Below are 9,695 nucleotides of genomic sequence, written 5' to 3'. Positions count from 1 at the left end.
CACCGACCCCGCCGAGCCCGCCCGCCGCGCCCCAAGACGCCGGCGCATCCGCCGACGTGCCAGGACCGCCCCGGCTGTCCTCCCGCGCGCCCCGCAGACCTCCGTCGGCCCACTGGGCATCCCACGTGCCCCACCCCCGGCCCGGCGCCTCCGCCGCCCGCGTGCCGTCCGGCATCCGGCGGTCGCCGCCCGCCCCCGGGCCTCGTCCCGCCATCGTCGAACCTCCCCGCCGTGCGCCCACACGCCCATACGCCTACGCCCTGTTTTTTCGACGGTAGGCGGGATGTGATCAGCGGGACAGATCGCTCGGCGAACGCGCCCCCTTCCGCTCCCTCGGTTCACTCCGAGCGCCTGCACAGACGGGTGAACAGGCGGGCGTCGTTGGATACACCCTAGGGGTGGGGGAACCGAGGGGGACCGTGGAGCGGCGGGTACGACCCCGTGGCCGCCGCTCCACGGGCAGGCACCGGACAGCGGTGCCCGGTGCCTCAGCCGAAGACGGCCAGGCTCTTCGCCTTGCCCTTGTGTTCCTCCACGAGCGCGAGGAGGCGGCCCTCGGGACCGAAGACGGCGACGGAACCGGCGCCCGCGTACTCGTCGGGCATGTCGAGCCGGACCCCGTTGGTCAGCAGCCGGGCGCGTCTGGCGTCCACTTCCCAGCGCGGGAACGCGGCCGCGGCGGCCTCGGCGATCGGCATCACCGTCAGCTCCTGCTGGTGCTGCTCCAGGGTCCGCGCCGAGTCCAGCTTGTACGGGCCGACCCGGGTGCGGCGCAGCGCCGTGAGGTGGCCGCCGACGCCCAGGTCGGCGCCGAGGTCACGGGCGAGGGCACGGATGTACGTACCGGAGGAGCAGACCACCGACACGACCAGGTCGAGCACGGCGGTGCCGTCGTCGGCGACGGCGTCCCGGACGTCGTACACGGAGAAGGACGAGACGGTGACCGGCCGGGCGGGGATGTCGAAGTCCTCGCCGTCCCGCGCCCGCTTGTAGGAGCGCACCCCGTCGATCTTGATGGCGCTGACCTTGGACGGCACCTGCATGATGTCGCCGGTCAGCTTGGCGATCCCGGCGTCGACGGCGTCGCGGGTGACCTTCGAGGCGTCGACCGACCCCGTGATCTCGCCCTCGGCGTCGTCGGTGACGGTGGTCTGGCCCAGGCGGATCGTGCCCAGGTACTCCTTCTCGGTCAGGGCCAGATGACCGAGGAGCTTGGTCGCCTTCTCGACGCCGAGGACGAGGACGCCCGTCGCCATGGGGTCGAGGGTGCCGGCGTGCCCGACGCGCCGCGTGCGCGCGATACCGCGCATCTTGGCGACCACGTCGTGCGAAGTGAAGCCCGACGGCTTGTCGACGATGACAAGGCCGTCGGGCGTGGTGTGCTTCTGCGTCATTCCGCGGTGTCGCCGTCCGTCTCGTCCTCGGCGCCCGGCTTGCGGTACGGGTCCGCCTCACCGGCGTACTTGGCGCCCGCGGACACCTCGCGCACCTTCTCGTCGGACTGGCGCGCCTTGTCGAGGAGGTCCTCGATGGTCCGGGCGGTGTCCGGCAGGGCGTCGGCGACGAAGGTCAGCGTCGGCGTGAACTTCACGCCCGCCGCGGCACCGACGGCCGAGCGGAGCACGCCCTTGGCGCTCTCCAGTCCGGCCGCGGCGGCCGCCCGCTCCTCGTCGTCCCCGTACACCGTGTAGAAGACGGTCGCCTCCCGCAGGTCACCCGTGACCCGGGTGTCCGTGATGGTGACGTGCGAGCCGAGCCGCGGGTCCTTGATCCCACGCTGCAGCTTCTGGGCCACCACCTCCCGGATGAGGTCCGCCAGCCTTTTCGCCCGCGCGTTGTCGGCCACTGGTCCGTCTCCTTAGTAACTTCTCTTGCTGCTTGCTTCAGTCTTCGTCGCTGTGGAGTCTGCGTCGAACCGAGAGCAGTTCCACCTCGGGCCGCCCGGCGACCAGCCGCTCACAGCGGTCCAGTACGTCGGTGAGGTGTCCCGTGTCCCCGGAGACCACCGCGAGCCCGATCTCGGCCCTGCGGTGGAGGTTCTGGTTCCCCGTCTCCGCCACACTCACCGCGTACTTGCGCTGGAGTTCGGCCACGATCGGACGGACGAGAGAGCGCTTCTCCTTCAGTGAACGCACGTCACCGAGGAGCAGGTCGAAGGACAGAGTCCCCACATACATGTATGCAACCGGTTCACCCGCCGGCCCGGGATCGATGGCCCCGCCTGCTGATCGGGCGGGGACATCAGAACGGTACATCGAAGGGGGTGAGCCGATCGACGGATATTACGCACCGCTGACCCAGGGCCAAACGGCGCGCCGGCCGACGGAACCGAAGTCCCGCCGGCCGGCACCAACCGTGGCTGTTACGCCCGCGGCTTCTCGCGCATCTCGTACGTCGCGATGACGTCGTCGACCTTGATGTCGTTGAAGTTGCCGAGGTTGATACCGCCCTCGAACCCTTCGCGGATCTCGGTGACGTCGTCCTTGAAGCGACGCAGACCCTCGATGTTGAGGTTCTCCGCGACCACCTTGCCGTCGCGGATGAGGCGCGCCTTGGTGTTGCGCTTGACCTCGCCGGAGCGGATGAGAACACCCGCGATGTTGCCCAGCTTGGACGACTTGAAGACCTCGCGGATCTCCGCCGTACCGAGCTCGACCTCTTCGTACTCCGGCTTGAGCATGCCCTTGAGGGCCGCCTCGATCTCCTCGATCGCCTGGTAGATGACCGAGTAGTACCGGACGTCCACGCCCTCGCGCTCCGCCATCTGCTGCGCACGGCCGGCTGCCCGGACGTTGAAGCCGATGACGATGGCGTCGGAGCCCATGGCCAGGTCGATGTCGGACTCCGTGACCGCACCGACGCCGCGGTGCAGGACGCGGATGTCGACCTCTTCGCCGACGTCCAGCTGCAGCAGGGACGACTCCAGAGCCTCGACCGATCCGGACGCGTCGCCCTTGATGATCAGGTTCAGCTGCTGGACCTCGCCGGCCTTCAGCACCTTGTCCAGGTCCTCCAGCGACACGCGGCGCGTGCGCTTGGCGAAGGCCGCGTTGCGCTCGCGAGCGGCGCGCTTCTCCGCGATCTGGCGGGCCGTACGGTCCTCCTCGACCACGAGGAAGTTGTCGCCGGCGCCCGGGACGTTGGTGAGACCCAACACCTGGACCGGAGTCGACGGACCGGCCTCGGCGACGTTGTTGCCGTTGTCGTCGAGCATGGCGCGCACACGACCGTAGGCGTCGCCCACGACCATCGTGTCGCCGACCCGCAGCGTGCCTCGCTGGACGAGGACCGTCGCCACGGCACCGCGGCCGCGGTCGAGACGGGACTCGATCGAGATGCCCTGCGCGTCCTGGTTCGGGTTGGCCCGCAGGTCGAGCGAGGCGTCGGCCGTCAGGATCACGGCCTCCAGCAGGGAGTCGATGTGCAGACCCTGCTTGGCGGAGATGTCGACGAACATCGTGTCGCCGCCGTACTCCTCGGCCACCAGCCCGTACTCGGTGAGCTGACCGCGCACCTTGGTCGGGTCGGCGCCCTCGACGTCGATCTTGTTGACCGCGACGACGATCGGGACGTCGGCCGCCTTGGCGTGGTTGAGCGCCTCGACCGTCTGCGGCATGACGCCGTCGTTGGCCGCGACGACCAGGATCGCGATGTCCGTCGACCGGGCACCACGGGCACGCATGGCGGTGAACGCCTCGTGACCCGGGGTGTCGATGAAGGTGATCGCGCGGTCCTCTTCGTTGACCTGGGTCGAGACCTGGTAGGCACCGATGTGCTGGGTGATGCCGCCGGCCTCGCCCGCGATGACGTTCGTCTTGCGGATGGCGTCGAGCAGTCGGGTCTTACCGTGGTCGACGTGACCCATGACGGTGACGACCGGCGGGCGGACCACCAGGTCCTCCTCGTCGCCCTCGTCCTCGCCGAACTCGATGTCGAAGGACTCGAGCAGCTCGCGGTCCTCCTCCTCCGGGCTGACGATCTGAACCGTGTAGTTCATCTCGTCGGCGAGGAGCTGGAGCGTCTCGTCGGAGACGGACTGGGTCGCGGTGACCATCTCGCCGAGGTTCATCATGACCGCGACGAGCGACGCCGGGTTGGCGTTGATCTTCTCCGCGAAGTCGGTGAGCGACGCACCGCGCGACAGGCGAATGGACTCGCCGTTGCCGCGAGGCAGCATCACGCCGCCGACCGACGGGGCCTGCATGGCCTCGTACTCCTGGCGCCTCTGCCGCTTCGACTTGCGACCACGACGCGCGGGACCACCGGGACGACCGAAGGCGCCCTGCGTGCCACCACGACCGCCCGGACCACCGGGACGACCGCCGAAGCCGGGACGGCCACCGCCGCCACCGCCGGGACCACCCGGACGGCCGGCGAAACCGCCGCCACCGCCACCGGGGCCACCGGGACGACCGGCGAAACCGCCACCGCCGCCACCGGGACGACCGGCGAAACCGCCGCCCGGACGACCGCCGCCGCCACCGGGACGACCGCCGCCACCGGGGCCACGGCCACCGGGGCCACCGCCGCCGGGACGCGGGCCGGCAGCAGGACGCTGCGGCATCATGCCGGGGTTCGGACGCGGACCACCGGGGCCGCCGCCGGGACGCGGGCCGCCGCCCTGCGGACGGGGCATGCCGCCCGGCGTGGGACGCGCGCCACCCGGAGCCTGCGGACGGGGACCGCCCGCCGCGCCCTGGGGACGGGGACCGCCCTGGCCCTGCGGACGCGGGGCGCCGCCGGGACCACCGGGGCCGCCCTGGCCGCCGGGACGCGGGGCACCGCCCGGACGGGGCGCCTGCGGGCGCGCCATGCCGGTGGAGCCACCAGAGGTGAACGGGTTGTTGCCCGGACGGGGACCGGCCGGACGGGCACCGGGACGCGGGGCGCCGCCACCCGGGCGCGGAGCGCCGGGACGGTCGCCGCGGTCACCACGGCCCTGGCCGCCCTGGCCGGGACCACCCGGACGCGGGGCACCGGGACGCGGCGCCTGGCCGCCCGGACGCGGAGCACCCGGACGCGGGCCGGAGCCCTGGCCCTGGGAGGCGGCCGGAGCGGCGGGAGCCGCCGGGGGCGCGGTGAACTCGGGCGTGGTCGGAGCCGGGGACGCCGGGGCGGGCCGCGGCGCGGGCTTCGGGCCCGGAGTGGGACGGGGGCCGGGAGCGGCCGGCGCGGCGGGAGCCGCGGGCTTCTCGGCAGCGGCCGGCTTGGGGGCCGGCGGGCGCGGGGCGGCCGGACGGGCAGCCTGCGCCGGAGAGGGGGCCGCCGGCTTCGCCGGGGCAGCCTTGCGGGCGGGGGCGGGCTTGCCGCCTCCGCTGCCCTGCTGGAGGGCGTCCGTCAGTTTGCGGACGACGGGCGCTTCGATGGTCGAAGACGCCGAACGGACGAATTCACCGAGTTCCTGGAGCTTGGCCATGACGACCTTGCTCTCCACACCGAACTCCTTGGCGAGTTCGTATACCCGGACCTTAGCCACTTCGCTCCTTTTAGGTCCGGGTTGCGGCCGGACCGTCGCTACTTCATGGGCGTACTCATCGCGTGCTCATCGAGTGCTCATCGCAATCTCGACCTACTTCCAACTCGCGGGGTACCTGGGCCGCACGGCGGTTCCGTACGACGCTTCTTACGGTGTTGCCTGCTCAGCAACTGTTGTCTGCTCGACGTACCGGCGCAACGCCTTTGTGTCGAGCGCTCCCGGGGCGCGCAACGCCCGCGTGAACGCCCGGCGGCGCACCGCCTGGTCGAGACAGACCAGTGCGGGGTGTACGTACGCACCCCGGCCGGGCAGCGTACCGCGAGGATCAGGGACGCACTCGCCCTTGATCGCCACGATCCGCAGCAGATCAGCCTTGGCCGCTCGCTCCCGGCACCCCACACAGGTGCGTTCAGGGCATGCGCGGACGCGTGTCCGGCCAGACACCGTTAAGTCTACCTCCCCGTGCCGACCTCACCCCTTTGGGGCAGGATTCGAACAGTTGCCGCTCAGTAACCTGACGTGATCTGAGCGACCTACGGCTTGGATCTATTCCCCGGCCTGCTCGGTGTCCGGGCGGATGTCGATCCGCCAGCCGGTGAGCCGGGCGGCAAGTCGGGCATTCTGCCCTTCCTTGCCGATCGCCAGCGACAGCTGGTAATCGGGCACGGTCACCCGGGCGGAGCGGGCTGCCATGTCCACGACCTCCACCTTGGAGACCCGGGCCGGCGACAGCGCGTTCGCCACCATCTCGGCCGGGTCGTCCGACCAGTCGACGATGTCGATCTTCTCGCCGTTCAGCTCGCCCATGACATTGCGCACACGGCCGCCCATGGGGCCGATGCAGGCGCCCTTGGCGTTCAGACCGCTGCGGGTGGACCGTACGGCGATCTTCGTGCGGTGGCCGGCCTCGCGGGCGATGGCGGCGATCTCGACGGACCCGTCGGCGATCTCCGGCACCTCCAGCGCGAAGAGCTTCTTCACCAGGTTGGGGTGCGTGCGCGAAAGGGTCACGGACGGACCGCGCACGCCCTTCGCCACCCGTACGACGTACGACCGCAGCCGCATCCCGTGCGGATACGTCTCGCCGGGCACCTGCTCCTGCACCGGCAGGATGGCCTCCAGCTTGCCGATGTCCACGAGCACGTTCTTCGGGTCGCGGCCCTGCTGGACCACACCGGTGACGATGTCGCCCTCGCGCCCGGCGTACTCGCCGAGCGTCGCGTCGTCCTCGGCGTCGCGCAGCCGCTGCAGGATGACCTGCTTGGCGGTGGTGGCGGCGATACGGCCGAAGCCGGACGGGGTGTCGTCGAACTCGCGGGCCTCCTGGCCCTCCTCCAGATCCTCGGGATCCTCCTTCGCCCACACGGTCACATGGCCGGTCTCCCGGTTCAGCTCCACGCGCGCGTGGCGGCGGCTTCCCTCGGTGCGGTGGTAGGCGATGAGGAGGGCCGACTCGATCGCCTCGACCAGCAGGTCGAAGGAGATCTCCTTCTCCCGAACCAAGCCCCGCAGGGCACTCATGTCGATGTCCACGGCTACGCCTCCTCTTCCTTCTCGTCCTTGCTGTCCTTGCGGCTGAACTCGACCTGCACGCGCGCCTTGTCGATCTCCGGGAAACCGAGTCTGCGGGAGGTGGCCTTGCGGCCCTTCACTCCGGGCACCTCGAGGTCGAGTCCGTCGTCGTCGACCTTCAGGATCCGGGCCACCAGCTCGCCGCCCTCGGCGAGTTGGAACTTCACCAGCCGGTCGACGGCACGCACGTAGTGGCGGTGCTCGGTCAGGGCGCGCTCCGCGCCCGGGGTACCCACTTCGAGGGTGTACTCGCCCTCGCCCATCGCGTCGCTCTCGTCGAGCTTCGCCGAGAGCGCGCGGCTCACATCGGCGATCCGGTCCAGATCGGCACCGGTGTCGGAGTCGACGACGACGCGGAGCACACGCTTGCGTCCGACGGAGTCCACTGCGATCTCTTCGAGATCCAGGCCCTGGGAGCTGACGAGCGGCTCCAGTAGTTCTCGCAGCCTTTCGCTCTGGGTGGTGCTCATCCGGGTGACTCCTCGGCCGCGTGTGCTGTTGTGGGATGGGTCGCGTGTCTGGTCAAAGGGTATCCGGTCGCAAGGACTGTTGCCGTCCACCTGTGCGCGGACGGTGCCGATGAGTGGTGCGGTCGGCCCGCGCGGGTACGGTGATCACGGGCCTGTTCGACCCGCTGTTCCCGTAACCGCTTTCGTACGAGTTCCCCGAGGACGTCTGCCGTGCCGTACCCCTCGCCGCCGCGCTCCCCCTCGGGGCCGCGCAGAAGAACCCTGCTCGCCTCGGCCGCGGGCGCCGCGCTGCTGGTGGGCTGCTCCGCCGGGTCCGAGGACTCGGACGGCGGCACCAGCGGCAGTCCGTCACTCGCCGAGCGGGCACGCGCGCGTGCGGCCCGGGAGAGCGAGGGCCTTGTCGAGCGGTACGACGCGGTGCTCGCCGTCCATCCGGCGCTGGCGGTGCTGGTGGGGCCGTTGCGGGCGGAGGCGGTACGGCATGTGGAGGCGTTCGGCGGCGGCCCCTCCGGGGGACCTTCCACGACGTCCGGGGCGCCCAAGGCCCAACAGGGCAAGGCGTCACCGTCGGCCTCGCCCTCTCCTTCGGCCGCCGTGCCCGTGGACGAGCGGGAGGCGCTGGCCGAGTTGGCCGCCGCCGAACGGGCGCTCGCGGACCGCCGGGCGAAGGCGCTGCTCGAACTGCCGGGCGAACTGGCGCGGCTGCTGGCCTCCGTGGCGGCGGCCGGGGCTGTGCACGCGTATCTGCTGACGGAGGGGGCCAAGTGAGCGAGACGGGCAAGGACGGCAAGGGCAGCAAGGACGGCGCGGACGGCGGGAAGGAGCGACTGAAGGCCCTTCAGGCGGCGCTCGCCGCCGAGCACGCGGCGGTGTACGGGTACGGCGTCGTCGGCGGCCGGATCCGTGCGGAGCAGCGCTCGGAGGCACGTGCGGCGTATGACGCGCACCGGGCGCGGCGGGACGCGCTGGCGCGCGAGGTGCGCGACCTGGGCGCCGAGCCGGTCGCCGCGAGCGCCGCGTACGCGCTGCCGTTCCCGGTGCCGGACTCCGCGGCGGCCGTCCGGTTCGCCGCCGGACTGGAGGACCGGGTGGCCGGGGTGTACTCCGACCTGGTGCGGGCCGCCGAGGGCCCGCTGCGGGGTACGGCCGCCGAGGCGTTGCGGGAGGCGGCGGTGCGGGCGGTGCGCTGGCGGGGCGAGAGCGTAGCCTTCCCTGGGCTCGCCGAGCGGGCGGGCACCGCGTCGGCGTCGCCGGCGCCCACCGCCTGACGCCGGCCGGCGAACAGGTACGGGCAGGACGGGAAGTACGGGAAGGGAACGACTCGCGCATGGCTTTCGAACCGCCGCAGCGTCTGGTCAGGGCGCTCGGTGAAACGGCGCCGGACGGTGACGACTGGTTGGAACGGCTGCCGGAGGCGGCCCACCAGGCCGTCGCGCTACGCGAGTTGACCGTTGAGCGGGTGCAGGTGCCCGGCGGGCGCAGCAGCCTGGTGGTGCTGGTGCGGCGTGCTGATGACTCCCCCGCTGTGCTCAAGCTGGCGCCGCCCCGGTCCCGTCCCGAGAGCGAGCGGGCCGCGCTCGCGCACTGGGCCGGTGCGGGCGCCGTACAGCTTCTCGAACCGTTCGTGACCGAGGGCGTGCTGCTGTTGGAGCGGCTGCATCCGGATGTGTCCGTGCGGTCGTTGCCCGAGGCGAAGGCGTTGCTGGAGGCGGCGGGGACGTTGCGGCGGCTGTGGGTGGAGCCGCCGGGTGGTCATTCCTTCGAGACCGTCGCCCTGCGGACGGGGCGGCAGGCGGAGGCCATGCGGGCGACTGCGTCGGGCTTCGGCGAGGTGGCCGCGCTGGTCGATGCCGCGCTGGCCGCCCGGGAGGAGCTGTTGGCTGCGCCGCCCGAGCAGCGGTTGCTGCATGGGACGTTCCGGCAGAGCAAGGTGCTGGCGGGTGAGCGGATGCCGTGGCTTGCGGTGGGGCCGGATCCCGTCGTGGGTGAGTGTGCGTTCGATCTGGCGCGGTTGGTGCGGGATCGGGTGGAGGATCTGATCGCGTCGCCTTCGGGGGCGGCGACGACTCGGCGGCGGGTGAAGCGGCTGGCGGAGTCGTTGGAGGTGGATCAGGAGCGGTTGCGGGGGTGGACGTTGTTCCGGGCGGTGGAGTCCGGGGTGCGGGCCCTCCGGGTGG

Annotated in this window: 10 protein-coding genes and 1 pseudogene; 3 read left to right on the top strand and 8 right to left on the bottom strand. The window is 71.9% G+C overall.

Annotation, left to right across the window (positions count from 1 at the left end):
• The 8 genes and pseudogenes from L0P92_RS38040 to rimP all read right to left on the bottom strand — a co-directional run.
• A pseudogene (locus tag L0P92_RS38040) lies at positions 1-214 on the bottom strand (hypothetical protein); the annotation flags it as partial.
• Positions 215-488: 274 nt separating this feature from the next.
• Complete coding sequence (gene truB / locus L0P92_RS38035) at positions 489-1,394, bottom strand: tRNA pseudouridine(55) synthase TruB (RefSeq protein ID WP_234767672.1); 906 nt, start codon at positions 1,392-1,394, stop codon at positions 489-491.
• Positions 1,391-1,846, bottom strand: coding sequence for a 30S ribosome-binding factor RbfA (gene rbfA, locus L0P92_RS38030; RefSeq protein ID WP_031484943.1), 456 nt, complete (start codon positions 1,844-1,846; stop codon positions 1,391-1,393). The genes truB and rbfA overlap by 4 nt, the downstream gene beginning before the upstream one ends.
• A gap of 37 nt (positions 1,847-1,883) precedes the next feature.
• Positions 1,884-2,177: a DUF503 domain-containing protein gene (locus L0P92_RS38025; protein WP_234767670.1), complete on the bottom strand. Its 294-nt coding sequence runs from the start codon at positions 2,175-2,177 to the stop codon at positions 1,884-1,886.
• 185 nt (positions 2,178-2,362) lie between these two features.
• Positions 2,363-5,476 carry a translation initiation factor IF-2 gene (gene infB, locus L0P92_RS45560; RefSeq protein ID WP_234767669.1) on the bottom strand — a complete coding sequence of 1,038 codons (3,114 nt, stop codon included), beginning with the start codon at positions 5,474-5,476 and terminating at the stop codon, positions 2,363-2,365.
• 147 nt (positions 5,477-5,623) lie between these two features.
• Complete coding sequence (locus tag L0P92_RS38015; protein WP_234767667.1) at positions 5,624-5,920, bottom strand: YlxR family protein; 297 nt, start codon at positions 5,918-5,920, stop codon at positions 5,624-5,626.
• Positions 5,921-6,022: 102 nt separating this feature from the next.
• Positions 6,023-7,009: a transcription termination factor NusA gene (gene nusA / locus L0P92_RS38010; RefSeq protein WP_030958814.1), complete on the bottom strand. Its 987-nt coding sequence runs from the start codon at positions 7,007-7,009 to the stop codon at positions 6,023-6,025.
• A 2-nt stretch (positions 7,010-7,011) separates the two neighbouring features.
• Positions 7,012-7,518, bottom strand: coding sequence for a ribosome maturation factor RimP (gene rimP / locus L0P92_RS38005; RefSeq protein ID WP_234767666.1), 507 nt, complete (start codon positions 7,516-7,518; stop codon positions 7,012-7,014).
• A gap of 210 nt (positions 7,519-7,728) precedes the next feature.
• Here rimP and L0P92_RS38000 point away from each other — a divergent pair, with 210 nt between their 5' ends.
• The 3 genes from L0P92_RS38000 to L0P92_RS37990 form a co-directional block, all read left to right on the top strand.
• On the top strand, positions 7,729-8,286 hold the full coding sequence (locus L0P92_RS38000; protein ID WP_234767664.1) for a hypothetical protein: 558 nt from the start codon (positions 7,729-7,731) through the stop codon (positions 8,284-8,286).
• A gap of 59 nt (positions 8,287-8,345) precedes the next feature.
• The gene (locus tag L0P92_RS37995) at positions 8,346-8,786 is read left to right on the top strand and encodes a ferritin-like domain-containing protein (protein WP_234767673.1); all 441 of its coding nucleotides are present in this window, start codon (positions 8,346-8,348) and stop codon (positions 8,784-8,786) included.
• Positions 8,787-8,845: 59 nt separating this feature from the next.
• The coding region (locus L0P92_RS37990; RefSeq protein WP_234767663.1) for an aminoglycoside phosphotransferase family protein at positions 8,846-9,695 on the top strand (850 nt) is incomplete at its 3' end.

The sequence above is a fragment of the Streptomyces muensis genome, assembly GCF_021474425.1.
In the GTDB taxonomy this organism is placed as follows: Bacteria; Actinomycetota; Actinomycetes; order Streptomycetales; family Streptomycetaceae; genus Streptomyces; species Streptomyces muensis.
Note: the sequence above shows the minus strand (reverse complement) of the source record. Positions and strands in the feature narration are given on the sequence as shown.

Bases quoted from the DNA above. Each gene is read 5' to 3' on its own strand.
- truB (WP_234767672.1), bottom strand. From the start codon at position 1,394: ATGACGCAGAAGCACACCACGCCCGACGGCCTTGTCATCGTCGACAAG.
- L0P92_RS38025 (WP_234767670.1), bottom strand. From the start codon at position 2,177: ATGTATGTGGGGACTCTGTCCTTCGACCTGCTCCTCGGTGACGTGCGT.
- rimP (WP_234767666.1), bottom strand. From the start codon at position 7,518: ATGAGCACCACCCAGAGCGAAAGGCTGCGAGAACTACTGGAGCCGCTC.